At 48.4% G+C, this 17,642-nt stretch carries 14 protein-coding genes; 8 read left to right on the forward strand and 6 right to left on the reverse strand.

Annotated features, from left to right (window positions below; all coding sequences use genetic code 11):
- Window positions 1–62: 62 nt before the first annotated feature.
- Together argJ and AADH33_RS06175 are read left to right on the forward strand one after the other, a co-directional pair.
- Window positions 63–1,286, forward strand: a complete 1,224-nt coding sequence (gene argJ / locus AADH33_RS06170) for a bifunctional glutamate N-acetyltransferase/amino-acid acetyltransferase ArgJ (protein WP_075102341.1) — start codon at window positions 63–65, stop codon at window positions 1,284–1,286.
- A gap of 394 nt (window positions 1,287–1,680) precedes the next feature.
- Entirely contained in the window at window positions 1,681–2,079 is a 399-nt protein-coding gene (locus tag AADH33_RS06175; RefSeq protein WP_075102342.1) for a DUF4377 domain-containing protein, read from the forward strand.
- A 336-nt stretch (window positions 2,080–2,415) separates the two neighbouring features.
- Here AADH33_RS06175 and AADH33_RS06180 read toward each other — a convergent pair whose 3' ends face one another.
- Window positions 2,416–3,852 carry an L-serine ammonia-lyase gene (locus AADH33_RS06180; RefSeq protein WP_348549960.1) on the reverse strand — a complete coding sequence of 479 codons (1,437 nt, stop codon included), beginning with the start codon at window positions 3,850–3,852 and terminating at the stop codon, window positions 2,416–2,418.
- An 820-nt stretch (window positions 3,853–4,672) separates the two neighbouring features.
- Here AADH33_RS06180 and AADH33_RS06185 point away from each other — a divergent pair.
- Window positions 4,673–6,022, forward strand: a complete 1,350-nt coding sequence (locus AADH33_RS06185) for a solute carrier family 23 protein (RefSeq protein ID WP_348549961.1) — start codon at window positions 4,673–4,675, stop codon at window positions 6,020–6,022.
- Window positions 6,023–6,123: 101 nt separating this feature from the next.
- On the opposite strand, the gene AADH33_RS06190 is transcribed toward AADH33_RS06185, so the two are convergent.
- Window positions 6,124–7,056, reverse strand: coding sequence for a DMT family transporter (locus AADH33_RS06190; RefSeq protein WP_075102345.1), 933 nt, complete (start codon window positions 7,054–7,056; stop codon window positions 6,124–6,126).
- Between the two features lie 242 nt (window positions 7,057–7,298).
- Between AADH33_RS06190 and AADH33_RS06195 the strand changes: the two genes are divergently transcribed.
- A complete protein-coding gene (locus AADH33_RS06195) occupies window positions 7,299–8,243 on the forward strand; it encodes a WG repeat-containing protein (protein ID WP_348549899.1) in 945 nt (314 codons plus the stop codon).
- 116 nt (window positions 8,244–8,359) lie between these two features.
- On the opposite strand, the gene AADH33_RS06200 is transcribed toward AADH33_RS06195, so the two are convergent.
- Both AADH33_RS06200 and AADH33_RS06205 read right to left on the reverse strand, forming a co-directional pair.
- A complete protein-coding gene (locus AADH33_RS06200) occupies window positions 8,360–9,415 on the reverse strand; it encodes an alpha/beta fold hydrolase (RefSeq protein WP_348549900.1) in 1,056 nt (351 codons plus the stop codon).
- A gap of 26 nt (window positions 9,416–9,441) precedes the next feature.
- The gene (locus AADH33_RS06205) at window positions 9,442–9,606 is read right to left on the reverse strand and encodes a rubredoxin (RefSeq protein WP_057759803.1); all 165 of its coding nucleotides are present in this window, start codon (window positions 9,604–9,606) and stop codon (window positions 9,442–9,444) included.
- A gap of 344 nt (window positions 9,607–9,950) precedes the next feature.
- Here AADH33_RS06205 and AADH33_RS06210 point away from each other — a divergent pair, with 344 nt between their 5' ends.
- Window positions 9,951–10,517 carry an adenine phosphoribosyltransferase gene (locus AADH33_RS06210; RefSeq protein WP_348549901.1) on the forward strand — a complete coding sequence of 189 codons (567 nt, stop codon included), beginning with the start codon at window positions 9,951–9,953 and terminating at the stop codon, window positions 10,515–10,517.
- A 98-nt stretch (window positions 10,518–10,615) separates the two neighbouring features.
- On the opposite strand, the gene AADH33_RS06215 is transcribed toward AADH33_RS06210, so the two are convergent.
- Together AADH33_RS06215 and AADH33_RS06220 are read right to left on the reverse strand one after the other, a co-directional pair.
- Entirely contained in the window at window positions 10,616–11,119 is a 504-nt protein-coding gene (locus AADH33_RS06215; protein ID WP_348549902.1) for a hypothetical protein, read from the reverse strand.
- Window positions 11,120–11,215: 96 nt separating this feature from the next.
- Window positions 11,216–12,157 carry a transaldolase gene (locus AADH33_RS06220; protein ID WP_207970049.1) on the reverse strand — a complete coding sequence of 314 codons (942 nt, stop codon included), beginning with the start codon at window positions 12,155–12,157 and terminating at the stop codon, window positions 11,216–11,218.
- 571 nt (window positions 12,158–12,728) lie between these two features.
- On the opposite strand from AADH33_RS06220, the gene pheA reads away from it, so the two are divergent.
- The 3 genes from pheA (at window position 12,729) to AADH33_RS06235 (ending at window position 17,583) form a co-directional block, all read left to right on the forward strand.
- Entirely contained in the window at window positions 12,729–13,913 is a 1,185-nt protein-coding gene (pheA, locus tag AADH33_RS06225) for a prephenate dehydratase (RefSeq protein ID WP_075102351.1), read from the forward strand.
- Between the two features lie 66 nt (window positions 13,914–13,979).
- Entirely contained in the window at window positions 13,980–15,122 is a 1,143-nt protein-coding gene (hisC, locus tag AADH33_RS06230) for a histidinol-phosphate transaminase (RefSeq protein ID WP_075102352.1), read from the forward strand.
- A gap of 151 nt (window positions 15,123–15,273) precedes the next feature.
- Window positions 15,274–17,583: a bifunctional prephenate dehydrogenase/3-phosphoshikimate 1-carboxyvinyltransferase gene (locus AADH33_RS06235; RefSeq protein WP_075102353.1), complete on the forward strand. Its 2,310-nt coding sequence runs from the start codon at window positions 15,274–15,276 to the stop codon at window positions 17,581–17,583.
- Window positions 17,584–17,642: the final 59 nt, after the last annotated feature.

The raw sequence follows: 17,642 nt of genomic DNA on the forward strand, positions 1-17,642 counted from the left end.
ATAGCCTAAATAAACAAACCGTCTGAATAAACCATCAATACAAGCAAAATAAGGAAGTCCCTATGGCTGTTGGAAATGTTGCAATACCTGATACCATTTATCCTATCGAAGGCGTCAAACTAAGTGCGACCGCGGCAGGCGTGCGTTATAAGGATCGTGATGATTTGGTGGTGCTTGAGATTGCTGAGAGGGCCAGCTGCGCCGTTGTCACTACCAAAAACACCTTTTGTGCGGCGCCTGTACGCGTATTGCGTGAGCACTTTGCCACTCACAGTCCACGCTATCTTGTGATCAACACTGGTAATGCCAATGCTGGGACGGGTGCCGATGGCAAACGCCGCGCCCAAGAGATATGTGCGGCATTGGCCACTAAAGCTGGCGTCGATACTCAGACGGTCTTGCCGTTTTCGACAGGGGTCATTGGTGAGCCGCTAAACAGCGATGCGGTCATTGCAGGGTTGGATGAGGCGCTTGCTGGTTTGGCGGCTGATAAATGGCAGGCCGCGGCAAATGGCATTCGTACTACGGATACTATCCCTAAGATTGCAAGCCAAAAAGTCGAGGTGGCGGACAGCTGCTATCATGTGACTGGTATCTCAAAAGGCTCAGGCATGATACGTCCAAATATGGCGACCATGCTAGGCTATGTGGCGACCGATGCCAATATCAAAGCCGACCTGCTACAAGAGATGTTGGGCCAAATCAATGAGCAGTCCTTTAACCGCATCACAGTCGATGGAGATACCTCGACCAACGATTGCTGCGTGTTGATCGCCACAGGGGCAGCCAGCTCGGAGGTGATCGATAGCCCTGAGCATCCTCATTACTCAGCGGTATTTGCTGCTTTGACAGAGGTGTTTGTCCGTCTGGCGCAGTTGATCGTACGAGATGGGGAAGGCGCAACGAAGTTTATGACGGTCAAAGTCACCGGCGGCAAAGTCACACAAGAATGCTGTGATGTGGCCTATGCGGTCGCGCACTCTCCATTGGTCAAAACCGCATTTTTTGCCAGCGATGCCAATTGGGGTCGTATTTTGGCGGCGGTGGGTTATGCAGGGATTGAAGATCTTGATACCGAGCAAGTCGATGTCTATCTTGATGAAGTGATGATTTGCCAAAACGGGGGCGTGGCGCCAGATTATACAGAAGAGGCGGGTAAGGCGGTGATGAGCCGTCCAGAGATTACCATTCATATCGATCTGGCGCGCGGTGACGCTAGTGATACCGTTTATACCTGCGACTTGTCTTATGATTATGTCAAAATCAATGCAGACTATCGTAGCTAACTGATAGCGGCTATTTATTGATATCTTAATGCCAAGCGTAACAGCCAGAGTGACCCATAGGGTGTCGCTCTGGCTTTTTTTGTGCCTTATTAAGCCAATATAAGGAGGCTTGCTCAAAATAAATACGCGGTGAGTAGCAATTTACCCTGTGATTTAATACGCTTTATTAACAGCAGTTGCAAAAGCTGACGTTACTTTACAAAGCAGTCATAGAGGAGAAGCAGCGCTGCGCCCTATACTTATTTTAGTCAACAATAAATCAAACAGTTAAACCAAACTATCAAGTAATCATGACCTGATAAATGTTAGATATACGACGATAGTTATAGAATGTGCTAAACAATAACGTAAAACAAGTAATAAAAACGCATAACCAATAGCTGAGGATTGAATAATGAAAAAATTAGCCATTGCAGCATTAATGACCACATTTGCCCTATCAGGTTGCTCTACCATGGGGATGGATAGCGAACGTACCATGGTGGTTGAGGGGCAGCCAATGAATGTCAAAGTCGTCAATATCCCAAGTTTTGAGGTAGAGATTGCACCGCGAAAAGCCGTCTGTGACCTCACGGCAACCGACGGCACCACCGTTGAAGCTGAATGCTTGCAGTATCGTCAAACCCATCAGAAAAACTACACCACATTAAATGGTAATATCCAAGGTTTCACTTATGAGCCAAACCATCGTTATGTGCTCGATGTGCGCCAAGAAGCCGTAACTGCTGAAGGCTCGAATGTGGTACAACCGGTCTGGATCTTAAATGAAGTAGTCTCTAAGACGGCTGAGTAATGACGCTGATAGCTGACTACAATTATTGTAGATAGCCATTATACGGACGACAGATATTTAATAATTATCCTAAAAAAATGCCTCTGATTGATCAGAGGCATTTTTTTGTCATATTTAACACAACATGATTATTTTATTAGGGCGTGTCCTCATTTTAAAAATGGCGATAAAAATGAGATAAATCGCCGTCAAACAAGGAAAATAGCGCAGATAATATCGAGATATTAGTCAGCTATTTGACACCGTTTGGCCAGATTTAGCCATTTTTAACCCATTTAGATGGCTATCGGTTGAATTGAGGACAGGCCCTAGTATGCTGACCTCATAAAATGACGACTAACACTGGCTGTACTTTACACTGACGCCATGAGTGGCCGTCGGTATACGATTGTCAGCATACACTGCCAGCCCGCCACGTGAGGTTTCTTTATATTTATCGAGCATGTCAGCGCCAGTCACTTTCATGGTTTCAATCACCTTATCTAGTGAGACGAAATGTTGGCCATTGCCGCGGCAGGCCAGACGCGCCGCATTGATCGCTTTGACTGCGCCCATGGCGTTGCGCTCGATACAAGGCACCTGTACCAGCCCGCCGATAGGATCGCAGGTTAAGCCTAAGTTGTGCTCGATGCCGATTTCGGCCGCATTTAAGCATTTGGCTGGCGAGCCACCCATAATCTCGGCTAGAGCAGAGCCTGCCATCGCACAAGCGGAGCCAACCTCGCCTTGACAGCCAACTTCAGCGCCAGAGATGGAGGCGTTTTGTTTGATTAAGCTGCCGATAGCGGTGGCGTTTAATAAAAACTTACGCACGCCGTCTTGGCTATAGTTGGGCAAAAAATCACGGTAATAATGTAGCACCGCTGGGATGATGCCCGCTGCACCGTTGGTCGGCGCAGTGACCACTTTGCCACCATTGGCGTTTTCTTCATTAACTGCCAGAGCGTACAGATCGACCCAGTCCATGGCAGCGAGCTTGTCGGTTTTGGCGATCGGCTGGTCTTTTTCAGCGTCTAGCTGTTGGTGCAAGTCTTTAGCGCGGCGTTTGACATCTAGGCCGCCTGGCAAGATGCCACCATTGTCACAGCCTTGTGTGACGCAGTCTTGCATCACCGCCCAAATCTGATCCAAATATTCAAAGACCGCTGTTTTATCACGAAAGTGGCACTCGTTGGCCAGCACCAGCTCGCTGATACTAAGCTCATGCTGACGACATTGCTCTAGTAGCTCTGCGGCACTATTGAAGGGATACGGCACACTAGCTATCGTAGGGCTGGCATGGTCTTCGTCTGGGTTGGTGGCGTCTTCTTCATTGATGACAAAACCGCCGCCAACTGAGTAATAAGTCTGCTGATAGCTGCTATCATCTGCTAGCGTCGCGCGCAAGGTCAAGGCGTTTGGGTGATAAGGCAACACTGTCTCATCATACCAGTGAATATCGCGCTCTGTATCAAAGTCAATCGTATGCATGCCTGAGAGGGCCAGCTGTTTGGCTGAAAAAATAGGCGCTAGATAATCACTGGTCAAACGCGTATCAATCGTACTGGGCGTATGTCCGAGTAAGCCAAGTAGTATGGCCGTGTCGGTGGCATGGCCTTTGCCAGTGGCTGCCAACGAGCCGTAAAGCTCAATCTCGATACGCTGAATGGTCGTTAATTCAGCCTGCTTTATCAGTGAGGTCAAAAAAAGATTGGCCGCGACCATCGGGCCGACGGTATGTGAGCTTGATGGCCCGATACCGATTTTAAATAAATCAAAAACACTAATCATAATAAATTACCAAAAAGTCATCAGTGACTGGGCAGACAAGATAGCCTGCTTTACGCACTTTGAGTCAATATATAATAGCCAGCCACTACCGATAATCACCTATATACGGTGCATATGGCGCAGTGGCGGTGGATGTATGGAAATCGAAGAACAAAAATAGCCGCTGAATAATAACTTTTATTTAATAAGAAACTCCGTTATTATGCTTCCAGCCAACGGTTGTGTAACATCCTGTAAGTCAGTAATTGATAGGCAGATGGACAGCAGGACAGCGCCAACTTAGATATTTAGTATAGTGAGTTCGGTATAAAAACGATACAGTAGGACTGGGATGGATTTTATGTAGCATCGAGTAGCGCAGGCGCAGCACGCCCGTAAAATTTATATCAGTTCCACGTTGGCATATAATGTATCTGTTTTATTTCGAATTAACTATTGAACATATCGGCAACATATCGACCCTGCCACATCCAGTAAAACACAGCCATCATAACAAATAATACTTTTGGTTTGCTAGCAAGAAATATAAAAGAATAAGTCTCAAAAGCAAAAAAGCAAAAGAGTCGATTTGTGTTATAAATCATGATGTTATAAATCACAATATTGCTGCATAGTATCATTCTATTAAAGTGTTTTTATTTTTAGGCTAAGTAAGTAGCTATTGACTAAAATTGAGACACGCCCTTGTTTTTCCTCACCACTCCAGCTCACATAGGACGCGCGCATGTCATCGCCAACAGAACATCCTTCATCTTCCCAAAAAAGCGCTCAAGATAACCCTGCACAAAACGCCTTAGAGGCGGCGGGTATCGACCCAGCAGCCATGGGTCAGCCGTTTCATTCAGATTTTGACAATGGCCGCTGGTTTCCGACATGGCGACCTTATAAAGGCGACTTAGACCGTGATCCTGTCGGTATCAATGAATATCTACCGCCTTCAAAAAGCGTCTTGTTAGGAGTGCAGCATACCTTTGCCATGTTTGGGGCGACGGTGTTGGCACCGCTTTTGATGGGGTTTGACCCCAATCTGGCTATCTTGATGTCGGGCATCTGTACTGTGATGTTTTTTATGATCACAGGCGGGCGTATGCCAAGTTATCTGGGCTCAAGCTTTGCGTTCATCGGACCTGTCATTGCAGTGACCGCTTATGCAGGGGCAGGGTTCAATGATAATTTGAGTGTCGCTTTAGGCGGTATCATGGCGTGTGGTATCGTCTATGCGCTGATAGGGCTACTGGTGATGAAGACGGGCACTGGCTGGATTGAACGCTTGATGCCGCCCATTGTCACAGGGGCTATTGTGATGATTATCGGTCTAAACCTAGCGCCAGTGACCATCCAAGGGGTGTCGGCCAATCAGTTTGATGCTTGGATGGCGACGCTGACGGTATTACTCATCAGTGGGGTGGCTGTCTTTACCCGTGGTATGCTGCGCCGTTTGCTGTTGCTGGTGGGCTTGATCTTGTCTTATGTGGCCTATTTTGTGATGACCAATGTTTTGGGCTTCGGCACGGCGATTGATTTTAGTGGTGTCGCCGCCGCATCGTGGTTTGGGTTACCAACGATTCATACCCCAAGCTTTGAGATGAGCGCCATTATTCTTATCGCGCCGGTGGCATTTATCCTAGTCGCCGAAAATTTAGGACACTTTAAGGCAGTTGAGGGTATGACAAAAGCGCGCGTGACGCCTTATATGGGCCGCGCGTTTTTTGCAGATGGGCTGGCCACGACGTTCTCGGCAGGGTTTGGTGGCACTGGTGTCACTACCTATGCCGAAAACATCGGTGTCATGGCCGTAACCAAGGTCTATAGCACGACGATATTTGTCGTGGCAGGGTTGGTGGCTATTTTGCTGGGCTTATCGCCAAAGTTTGGTGCCATTATTCAGACGATACCAGCGGCCTTACTAGGCGGTGCTTCTATTGTGGTGTTTGGCCTGATTGCGATTGCAGGGGCAAAGATTTGGATCGACAATCACATCGATTTTAGCAAAAACAGCAATCTGATTATCGCGGCTGTTACCGTTATCATGGGGACAGGTAACTTTAGCTTGCACTTAGGCGGGTTTGATTTGGGCGGCATCGGCACGGCAACTTTGGCTGCTATCGTGTTAAATGCGTTGTTTAATAAAGGCTTTGACAAAACCGCTGGTGCTCGCGCAGCGACCAAATAAGTCATATACTGGTCACAAAGACGCCCATACTATTATAGTATGGGCGTTTTTTTGTAGTGCGTTTAGGGGAGCGATAGAGGGTGATAAGTAGCAGACAGGGATTATTTATAGTCACGTTTATAAAACCGTGAAAAAAAACGATAACGGCGTAGGGCGCGAGGCTTTGGTTTAAGTGAACCCAAATAAATAGCAAACATAGTGAGTAGCGCACCAGCCCACTGCAAAGTATTGATGGGTTTGTCCAGCCAGCTATAATCAATCACCAAAGCGGCGATGGGCTCAGAGAGCAATAGTAACCCCGTCAAGGCCAGTGACAGCTTGGGAATAGAGTAAGCAATAAGTCCCCATGCCAAGCACTGCATCACCGTACCATAGACCAATATCCAGCCAATCTCCGCCCAAGTATTGGGCAAGATACTCCCTTGATCAAACACCCACATTGGCACAACCATCGCCAGCACCCCGCCGATACTGATCAGCTGCATGAGCATAAATATCGGCGTTGGTTCAGTATCGTGCGTCTTACGGATAAAGGTCATCGATGCCGCTAGCATAGCGCCCGAGACGATACCAGTGACAAACCCCCACGTCGCTGCACTGTTATGGGCAAACTCAGGGCTACCAATCATCGCCACACCGAGCATCGCCAAAAACAAACTAATCAGCTGTACGATAGATTGACGCTCATTGAAATACAAAAACCCAATCGCTGCCAAGAAAAAAATCTGTAAGCTATTGAGCAGGGTAGAGATACCAGGACCGACCGCATAAATACTCTCATGCCAAAGCGCCAAATCCAATCCCAAAAACGCCCCTGATAACAACGCATAAAAAATTGCGCGTCCTGAGCGCGGCAAGCGTTGCCCCATGATTTTGGCCAATACGGCAAAAACGATACCAGAGATGGCCAAGCGCCAAAACGACATCGCCCAACCACCGATATCGACATGAGCGACGATCAGGCTACCTAAACCAAAAATAATACAGCCTATGACTAAACCGATAGGGGCAGAGCGGGATGCGGCGATGGCCATAGCGTCTCCTTATATGAATGGGATGATGATAAAAAGTATTTTACAGCGATTAGGCTATTGTCGAGGTTTTGCTTCCAAAATGAAATGGCTCAGCGACAATTATTCTATGAGATAGCAGACAAAGCTATCTAAACGAGGACCCCTGTGTATATAATTATGCCAATGAATGACATTTGCTTAGGTTTATTATGTTTCGATGTTCTTTATCAAAACCGCGCCCTGCAGTATCTAACCTTTGGACAATGATGTTGCGGTGTACGGCTGGCGTTGGCATTAGCATTGTCAGTACGTTACTGGTGATACCGCAAGCACAAGCCGCCAGCTGTAAAATCCCCAAAAGCTACTACAAAAACGTCTCTTGTACCGCCAGCAGTGGCTTGTTTTTGGCTATCAAAGATTTTGGCGCGCCTGTGGCCTTGATTGACAACAAAGGCAAGCGCGTTGTCGATCTATCACGCTATCAAAAGGTCGATGCCGATAACCTCTCAGAGGGGCTGCTGCCCGTACTGCGTAACGGTCACGTCGGATACCTCAATATGAAAGGGCGAGAAGTGGTGCCTGCTATGTACGATATGCTAAAAGAGCGTCAAGGCTGGGCGCGGCCGGTATCAGAAGGGCGTATCGTCGTAAAAAAGAACGGAAACTATGGCGTCATCAATACTGCCAACAGAACCGTCGTGCCATTTTCATCATCGTTTAGTGAGGTAGCTGATTATCGCGGCGGCATCACCCGTGTGCGTAAAAACAACAACATCAGTTGGCTGGATAAAAGCGGTAATGTGGCAAAAGACCCTGCTGACAATAACCACAAGCCGCCGCAAGCGCGCCAGTCGCCATCCGCGCCGCCCAACAGTCCTTTTACCACACTACAGCCGCGTCAGCAAGATGGTAAATGGGGCTTTGTCGATGACCAAAATGTCACCATGATTACCTACTCATTTGATGAGGTGCGTCCCTTTTCTGAAGGCATGGCGGGCGTACGTATCAATGAAGATTGGGGCTTTGTCAATCTTGGTGGTGAGCTGTTGATTCCGTTTCGGTTTGCAGACAGTGGCGTGTCCGCAGGCGATACTTATCAAGGCAAGCCCTCGTTTGTGTTTGTCGATGGCAAAGCATGGATCGGTAATCTAAAAAATGGCAATAAAATGTGCATTGATAAAACAGGCAGCAGCGTTGGCTGTGATTGAGCCGTTTATTTTTGTACCATGGCGATACCTAAGCAGGCATAAAAAAAGCGCGCAAGCTTGTCTTTAACAGTCAAACTTACACGCTTGTTCAGACGTACGCGCTTTTTAAATAGCTTTTAAGAGCCCTGCGCCAACAGATGATTGCTGATCAGATTCACCATATAAGGCTGATAATACTCAGGAATATCATGTGCCATGCCCTCGATCAGATAAAACTTAGCATTGGGGATGGTCTTTGCCACCACGCGCCCTTGCGATGCTGGCAGGAGGCCGTCGGCGCTACCATGTAGCACGATGGTTGGAGCTTTGACTTGTTTGCTATAGCGGCTAATAGAGCCAGATGCCAAAATAGCATTTAGCTGCTGCACGGTCCCGAGCGGATGAAAGCTGCGCTGATAGCGAATCTTGGCAATCTCACGCACCATGCGCACATTGACATGCCCTGGTGTGCCAACCGTCTTCATAAACCAGACGCTGTGACGCACAATATCACGCTCAGAGTGACTCTCAGGGCGGTTGATAAGGGTGTATAGCTGCCGAGGTTTGGGCGGTCTTAAAAATGCACGGTTGGTGGTGGTAAACATCAGCGCCATTCGCTGTACCAAGCTTGGATAGCGAGCGGCCACGATTTGGGCAATCATCCCGCCCATAGATGCGCCAAGCAGATGGGTTCTGCCCAGCTGCAACGCCTTTATAAGACGGGCAGTGTCTTCGGCCATGTCGGTCAAATTATAGGCCACTTGCGCGCTCTTGTTAGAGAGCCCTGTTTGCAGACGCATCATCATCTTTAGCTGACTGATACGCGGTAGGCCGTCAATTTGCACTTTAGACGATAGACCAATATCACGATTGTCAAAACGAATCACAAAAAAACCGGCATCAATGAGGCGTTTTATAAAGTTTTCTGGCCAAAATATCATTTGTGAGCCAAGCCCCATGACCATGAGCAAGGGTGGGTGGTTTGGGTTACCGCCTGCTTCCACACAAAGCTCGATACCATCACCGATATCGATCATCGCTTGATGCAACTGGTCACTCAGATCAGAGTCATGCCACTGATGCGCGCCAAACTTTTGCCACTCAGGCGTAGGATAGTGGCCCACATTCTCATCTAGGCTTGGATCTGGGATTACTTGTGATCTGGCGCTATTGATGTTATTTGATTGTGTCATGAAGTGTCCTAATCAGAGGTCGTCTACTACAGCTCAAGCATCTCAAAATCGAGTTTGCCCACACCGCACTCAGGACATGTCCAGTCATCAGGGATGTCTTCCCATTTGGTGCCAGGGGCGATGCCTTCTTCTGGGCAACCAAGTGCTTCGTCGTATATCCAGCCGCAGACAATACATTCATAACGTTTCATAAAAAGTCCTATTGATTATTTCTAGTGTGACCATTTTTTAGCGCGCCAGTCATGCCAAGGGCTAATGACTGGGCGTCACGACAGTGTGAAAGTGTCCACATAACGGTCAGCGCTTAGACAGCAAAAACGCACGTAGTTTAGCATATAACCGTTATTTTCATAGTTAAGTTTACACTTGTATATTGAGATTGTGAGGTTTTTATCAAGTCAAGCGTCGCGGTTTTATGCACATCAAGGCTGATAATAGCCGATGCTTTAGCGTATTAATTGGGTCAATTATGCTACAATAACGACCGAAAAATTCACACCAGTTATTATCAAAGTCATACACGCTAAGGGTCCTCATGAGCATCAATGCCGCCACTTCTACCAATACCGAAAACCAGCCATCAGCCGTGCTCAATACTGATCATCCTTTTTGGCAGATCATTCGCACCGTACCAGACTTTCCAAAAGTCGGCATTGATTTTTATGACATAACCCCGTTACTGCGCAGTCACGTTGATGCAGTCATCGATGCGCTGCTGGCCGCTTTACCAGAAGGCTGTCTGGATGAGGTTGATTGTTTGGGGGCGGTCGAGGCGCGTGGATTTGTCTTTGCCAGCTTGTTGGCAGGGCGCTTGGGTAAGGGTATGGTACTGCTGCGTAAGCCTGGTAAGTTACCACCACCTGTGGCCAATAAGGCCTATGCGCTCGAGTATGGTAAAGACACCCTTGAGATGCAAAACAATCTACCGCCTGAGCGGGTATTGTTGGTCGATGATATTTTGGCAACTGGTGGCACCTTGAATACCGCTTACGAGCTTTGCCGCTCGGCAGGTCATACCGTGGTCGGGGCGTTGGTGTTACTTGATTTGGTGGCGCTGCATGGGGCGTTTCCAGTACCCGTTTATACGGTACTAAAAGCCTAAAATCAAAAAGCGCGCTGATATAGTCAGCGCGCTTTTTTTTAACATAGCTATTTAAGATATACGGCATTTAAGACACATGGCACAAAGCCCATGCTAAATTAAGCCGTTTTTTGTTGTTTATGGTTTTGGCAGCTGTATTCTACGAGGATGCGTCCGATCGTCTTAGGGCTGGTGATTTTGAAATCTTTTGTGGTCAAAATGGGTTTGTCTGACTGCCAAGACTTTATGACTTTGTCATTGGCCGCGTAATTGACATAAGCACGCCGATAGTAGCTGGCGTCTTTACAAGAGATCAGTAGCTGCTGATCGCTATGGTGGATGGGTTTTTCTTTAGGCGTCTCTTTTTCTGTATATTTTTCTTTTGCAGCCTCTTTGTCTTCTACTATGTTTTTTTTGGCTTGTGTTGGGTAGGTTCGACGGATTGAGACGGTGATATTTTCGACACGCTTTTCATCTATGATGCTAATATCAGAGCGCTCGATAGAATCTAAGTCCACACTAAAAACCGAGCCAGAATGACTCTCGGACACCTCTGACCAGTTCACTGCTTGTGCGCTGAGTGCCAAAGCACTGCCTGCCAATAACACTGATAGCCGTTTCATACTTAAGCCTTGCTTCTGGTTGTTTGAAGTAGGCCATAATAGCCAAGTTGTTATCGGCAGGCAAATATCTTTTATGACAGGTCACGGCCTGACAAGTTACTCACGGATGGCTGCTAGCGTCTTGGCCAGCTCATCACGAGCAGTGATAAAGCCATCAATGCCCTTTGGTAGCAGGTCTTGTGTCACGGTGTCTTGTTGGTAGGCGGCGCTGAACTCTTCATGAGTTAGACTGACGCGGGTCATCTCATCTAGCGCCATCGACATGCTGGGCGATAGCTGACGCTCTACTTGTGTGTCCATGGCGGCAAGCTCGTCGATAAGGTTTGGCGCGATGGTCAATAAATCACAGCCTGCCAACGCCAGTATTTGCTCAGTAGAGCGAAAGCTTGCGCCCATGACTTGAGTGCCATAGCCGTGCTGCTTGTAGTATTGATAAATCAGCTTGACCGATTGTACGCCCATATCATCGGAGGCGGGCACGTTTTGGCGGTTTTGCTGGCGTTTTTGCCAGTCTAAAATACGACCCACAAAAGGCGAGATCAGCGTCACGCCAGCATCAGCACAGGCAATGGCTTGATGCTGACCGAATAAAAGCGTCAAGTTACAATGGATGCCTTGGGTTTCGAGGTAGCGCGCCGCCTCGATGCCCTGCCAAGTGGCGGCCATTTTGATCAAGACGCGCTTAGGATCGATTCCTGCCTTTTGATACGCCTCCATAAACTCCATGGCCTTATCGATCGTCGCTTTGGTGTCATAAGACAAGCGCGCATCGACTTCGGTAGACACTCGTCCCTCGATCAGTGCCAAAATATCACAGCCGACTTGGACGGTCAGTGCGTCTATGACCGCATCGACATCGCCATTATGGCGACTCATGGTCTCTGCCAGCATGCCTTGATTGTCAGGGTGGATGAGGGCTTTGGTGATCAAGCTTGGGTTGGTGGTAGCATCGATGGGTTTTAAGCGCGCAATGGCGGCCAGATCGCCAGTATCAGCGACAATGGTGGTCATGGTACGAAGCTGTTGTAATGCGCTCATTAGAGATCCTTTTTTTTAGTGATGTGATGTTATCAATCACAGGGTGGTTTTGTTTTTGTCGTAAGATGAGGGATTGGTATTAAACTGTAACATAGTTTTGAGCCTCTGTTGCTTCATAGTGTGATGGACGACAAGAGACAAGGGCACAACTGTGCTATAGTCAGGTCAATATTAGCTGAATTGACGACATCAGCCTTCTCACTTGCTGACGCTGTACCACAATTATTTTGAATCGACTATACTATGGACGAGATGATATGGGCGAGCTGATAAGAGTGGCGCGACATTACATGCGATTGCACACGATTACCCGTGGGCACTGCGCGCCGTTTTTGTTATAGTAGAGCCGGCCACCTGTTATGCGATAGTGGTATGAGCAGCTTGAGATATTATTGATAAGTCAAAAAATGGCATGGCAAAATCGGATAAGAGCAAAAGCAGACGGTGTCTTGATAGACTATTGTTTTATCATGTCGCTATAGCAAGCTATTAACACCGATGATGTCAGACCCAATAGTTAAAAACTGGCCAAAAATTTCAACAGTAAAAAATCTAAAAAGGATGGGCGGTAATGAGTGAGCAGTCACCAGAACAACATATGAATAACTCCAATCAAACCACGACAGACACAAACGATGCCGCAACCGAAAAAGCGTTTTTGGACAATATTCGTCAAAGTATCGATGCAGTAGACTGCAAAATTCAAACGTTGATCAATGATCGTGCCAAATTGGCTCAGCAAGTGGCTGTCGTCAAAAAAGAACACCTCGCGAGTAATGTCGCCGCCACGACCGACAGCAACCCTATTTTTTATCGTCCAGAGCGAGAGGCACAAGTACTAAAAGCCGTCATGGAGCGCAATACTGGCCCTATCGCTGACGAAAAAATGGCCCGTCTGTTTCGTGAGATTATGTCTGTATGCTTGGATTTAGAAGCACCGCAGCGCATTGCGTTTTTAGGGCCTGTCGGTACCTTTACCCATGCAGCTGCGCTCAAACACTTTGGCAAAGCCGCGGATACCGTGCCGATGACCACCATCACCGATGTGTTTCGCGAAGTCGAAGCGGGCACAGCGATGTATGGCGTGGTACCTGTTGAAAACTCTTCAGAAGGGGTGGTCAATCACACGCTAGATGGCTTTTTGTCCTCTTCATTAAAAATCATCGGTGAAGTTGAGCTGCCTATTCACCAAAACTTCTTGGTCGCTGAGCACACCAAGGTCGATAGTCTCAGCCGTATTTATTCGCACCAGCAGTCACTGGCTCAGTGCCGTCATTGGCTTGATGTCAACTTTCCAAACGTCGAGCGTGTGGCGGTATCGAGCAACGGAGAGGCGGCGCGTCGCCTCAAAAACGAGTGGCATTCTGCCGCTATCGCGGGGGACGTTGCTGCAGCAGAGTATGATTTGCACAAGCTGTATACCAACATAGAAGACAATCCTAGCAACACCACACGTTTTCTGATCATCGGTCACGAGGCGATTGCGCCATCAGGTCAAGACAAAACCTCTATCGTGGTATCGGCACACGACAAAGCAGGGGCACTGATCGAAATTCTAAAGCCACTGTCTTATCATGGTGTATCGATGACCAGTATCGAGACGCGTCCTGAGCGCCCGAATAAATGGGCTTATGTATTCTTCATCGATATGAATGGTCATATTGATGCGCCAAATGTGAGCGCAGCGATTGCCGATATTCGTCCACTGGTAAAAGATTTGCGTATACTTGGCTCATACCCCAAAGCGGTATTGTAAGCTGATCATCGGCCGCAAATGGATCATACTAAGCAGTAGATGTGTCATCATCTCTAAGGGTAAACCATGGCATCACCTCAAGCGACATCATCAAGTTTAGCCCCGCTTACCTCTGCGTATGACAGTATCTTAGCGCTGACGCCTTATCAGACTGGCAAGCCGGTCGAGGAGCTGACGCGCGAGTATGGGGTTTCTGATGTCGTAAAGCTGGCCAGCAATGAAAACCCACTGGGCTGCTCGCCGCATGTGACATTGGCGATTACCGAGCAGCTGGGTCAACTGGCACGCTATCCTGATGGCAATGGCTATTATCTCAAGCAAGCGCTGGCGGATTTTAATCGTGTGGATGTTGAGCAGATTACCCTAGGTAATGGCTCCAATGATCTATTGGACCTATTGGCGCGTGGCTTTGTCAGTTGCGACGATACCATTGTGTATAGTCAGTATGCCTTTGTGGTGTATTCGATGCTGGCGAAGATACAAGGTGCTACTGGGATAGAGGTGCCCACGCCGCGGTTTGGTCATGACTTAACGGCCATGCGTCAAGCCGTCGCCGACCATCCAAATACCAAGGTTGTGTTTATTGCCAATCCCAATAACCCAACAGGCACCCAGCTTGGGCAAAAAGAGCTACGTGAGTTTGTCGCTAGCGTGCCAGCTTCGGTACTGGTGGTACTCGATGAGGCGTATATCGAGTATAGCCCTGAGAGTAATAATAGGGCGCTGCTTGATGAGTTTGACAATGTGGTTATCGTTCGTACGTTTTCTAAAGCTTATGGGCTGGCGGGTCTGCGCGTTGGCTACGCGATCAGCTCAGTGCCAGTCGCAGATTTATTAAACCGTATTCGTCAGCCATTTAACGTCAGCCGTGTGGCATTGGCCGCCGCCGCTGCTGCACTTGCCGATCAAGACTTTATCGAAGCCACTCGCTTGAGCAATGCTGAGCAAATGCGCTGGTTAGAAAAACAGTTTGACGCGCTAGGGCTGGGTTTTATTAAGTCGCATGCCAATTTTATCATGGTAAAGTTCGAAGTTGAGATGGAAGACATCAACGCTATATCTATCCATCAAGCATTGCTAGAGCAGGGGGTGATCGTACGTCCTTTGGCCGCATATGGACTCCCGAACTGGCTGCGTATCACGGTAGGTCTGGCTGAAGACAATCTGCGTTTGATAGATACGCTACGCTCGATTTTGACCGAGGACTGAGCGTTGGCAACTGATAAAGAGGGCGGACCAGCCCATCTGAATCCCGATAATGTCATGGCGCTCATGCAGGCGTGCCTTTGCGACTGAATGCCAGTTTGTAAAATACAAACTACCGTGAGTCGCCATAAAAAAGATAAAAAATAAGAATCCTATGCAATCCTCTTTTGATAAAACCCCTTTATTGTTCAAACAAGTTTGCGTGATCGGTCTTGGGCTAATTGGCGCAAGCCTCGCCCAAGCCATCAAGGACAATGGGCTAAGCGAGCGTTTGGTTGCGGTTGATAGACATGTGCCAAGCGTGGATGAAGCCATAAAACATGGCTTGCTCGATGCTGGTAGCACGCGCTTGACTGACGTGGTGGCAGGCAGCGACTTACTTATCATTGCCGTACCGGTGCAAGCGGTGCAAGCCGTATTTACCGATATCAAAGCGGCAATGGACAACGGCCAGCTGGCTACAGACTGTATCATTACGGATGTCTGTAGTACCAAGGTCAATATCATTGAGGCAGCAAAATCGGTATTTGCTGCACTGCCAACGGGGTTTGTACCCGCGCATCCGATTGCTGGGGCGGAGAATTCAGGGTATCATGCCAGACGCGCCAATTTGTTTGTCAACCACAGCGTGATAATCTGTGAGCTCGCCACCACCAGCTCTTCTGCAATTGCAAAGCTGCAGCAGTTATGGGAGGCAGTGGGTGCGACTGTCATGCCGATGGCGGCCGATCATCACGATGCAATATTGGCGCATACCAGTCATCTGCCGCACCTACTGGCGTTTAATCTGGTCGAGCAATTGGCGAGTCATGATGACAATTTGGATATGTTTCGCTATGCCGCTGGTGGATTCCGCGACTTTACCCGTATCGCTGCCAGCGATCCTAAGATGTGGCATGATATATTTTTTGCCAACGAGCGCGCGATTATCAGCGCCCTTGATGAGTACGGCGTCTATCTACAGACCATGCGTCAGCTTATCATTGATAAAGATTCAACCGCCCTGATGGGGCTTTTGGGCCGCGCGCAAGCCGCACGGCGACATTTTGGCCATATGTTAGCCAGCACCCCTTATACGGATACCTCTGCTATGTCAGCTTCTTATAATATCACCCCTAGCAACACCGTCTCTGGCACTATTACCATTCCTGGAGACAAATCTATCTCGCATCGCAGCATCATGCTTGGCAGTTTGGCCACAGGTGTGACCAACGTCACTGGATTTTTGGAAGGGGAGGATGCGCTGGCTACCTTGCAAGCATTCCGTGACATGGGTGTAAGCATCGAAGGCCCTGATAAAGGCAGATTGACCATTCATGGCGTCGGTATGAATGGTCTAAAACCCAGCAAAACACCACTGTATATGGGCAACTCAGGCACCAGTATGCGCCTGCTAGCCGGTATCTTAGCCGCCCAGTCGTTTGATAGTGTGTTGACAGGCGATACTAGTCTGAATAAGCGTCCGATGGAGCGGGTGGCAGCACCGTTACGTGACATGGGTGCGGTGATCCAAAGCACGGGTCATGATGGTACCGCGCCGCTAAGCATCACTGGCCGTGATACGGTTGGCCAGCCGCTGCAAGGGGTAGAGTATGACATGCCAGTTGCTTCTGCTCAGGTGAAGTCTTGCTTGCTATTGGCGGGACTGTGGGCAAACGGCACCACGACGGTCATCCAACCTGAAGTTAGCCGTGATCATACCGAGCGTATGCTCTCAGCCTTTGGCTATCCTGTGACCGTCGATGGCAATCGTGTCAGTATCGAAGGCGGTGGTACGCTCACAGGTGGCGATATCGCCGTGCCTGCGGATATCTCTTCTGCCGCCTTCTTTATGGTCGCCGCGGCCATCAGTCAAGGTAGCGAATTGACCCTAACGCAAGTGGGTATTAACCCAACTCGTACCGGCATCATTGATATCTTAAAGCTGATGAATGCTGATATCAGCCTAAGTAATGAAACCCATGTGGGCGGCGAGCCAGTGGCTGATATCACGATACGCAGCTCAAACCTGCAAGGTATTGATATCCCAGAGTATCTAGTACCACTGGCAATTGATGAGTTCCCAGTACTGTTTATCGCTGCCAGTTGTGCGCAAGGTCGTACAGTGTTGACTGGTGCTAAAGAATTGCGCGTTAAAGAGTCCGATCGTATTGCTGTGATGGCAGATGGTCTACAAACCCTCGGTATTGATTGTACAGTGACTGAGGATGGTCTGATCATTGAAGGCAAGGGTAGTAATGCTGACAGCAATGAAGTAAATAACAGCCAACCTGTTTTTGGCGGCGGACATATTACCTCGCATCATGACCATCGTATCGCCATGAGCTTTGCGGTTGCTAGCTTGCGCGCATCCAAGCCGATCACCATCGAAGGCGTTGAGACGGTCAATACCAGCTTTCCAGGATTTGCCGAGCTTGCCAATCAAGTAGGCATGTCTATTGAGGTTCACGATAGCCGCGCCTAACAGCGTTAGGACTTTTACCAGGTATTAAACGCCATAAGGGTTCAAATACCGTTATTGTC

The organism is Psychrobacter sp. KFRI-CH2-11 (genome assembly GCF_038239325.1).
GTDB classification, from domain to species: Bacteria; Pseudomonadota; Gammaproteobacteria; order Pseudomonadales; family Moraxellaceae; genus Psychrobacter; species Psychrobacter celer.